This is a genomic window from Aequorivita sediminis (assembly GCF_032080575.2).
GTDB lineage: Bacteria > Bacteroidota > Bacteroidia > Flavobacteriales > Flavobacteriaceae > Aequorivita > Aequorivita sediminis.
Window position 1 is genome coordinate 1 of the sequence record NZ_JAVLSO020000039.1, and the last position, 692, is coordinate 692.

Annotated in this window: 1 protein-coding gene; it reads left to right on the forward strand. The window is 40.8% G+C overall.

Annotated features, from left to right (window positions below; genetic code table 11):
• On the forward strand, positions 1 to 692 hold a 692-nt coding region (locus tag RT250_RS13525; protein ID WP_435373080.1), incomplete at both ends, for a DUF7507 domain-containing protein.

The window sequence follows — 692 nt, forward strand, 5'->3', positions numbered from 1 at the left end:
TACACTTTCACAGTTACTAACCAAGGGAATGTAAGTCTGTCTAACATAATAGTAGACGACCCATTATTAGGAGGTCCATTGGCAGGTCCAATAAGTGGAGATACTGATGGCGACGGAGAGTTAGATGTAACTGAAACTTGGATATACGAATCAAACTACGCTATCACACAAGCAGATATTGATGCTGGGGAAGTAGTGAACCAGGCGACAGCTACTGGAACAGCTCCAAATCAAACTGAAGTAAGTGATGATTCAGGGACAGAAATTAATAATGACGATCCAACAGTTATCGAACTTTGTCAAAACCCAGCAATTGCAATTGTAAAAACGGGAGTGTTTAATGACGAGAACGGTGATGACTGTTCAGATGTTGATGAGACTATTACATACACTTTCACAGTTACTAATGAAGGGAATGTAAGTCTGTCTAACATAATAGTAGACGACCCATTATTAGGAGGTCCATTGGCAGGTCCAATAAGTGGAGATACTGATGGAGACGGAGAGTTAGATGTTACCGAAATTTGGATATACGAAGCAAACTACGCAATCACCCAAGCAGATATTGATGCTGGGGAAGTAGTGAACCAGGCGACTGCTACTGGAACAGCTCCAGATCAAACTGAAGTAAGTGATGATTCAGGGACAGAAATTAATAATGACGATCCAACAGTTATCGAACTTTGTCAAAA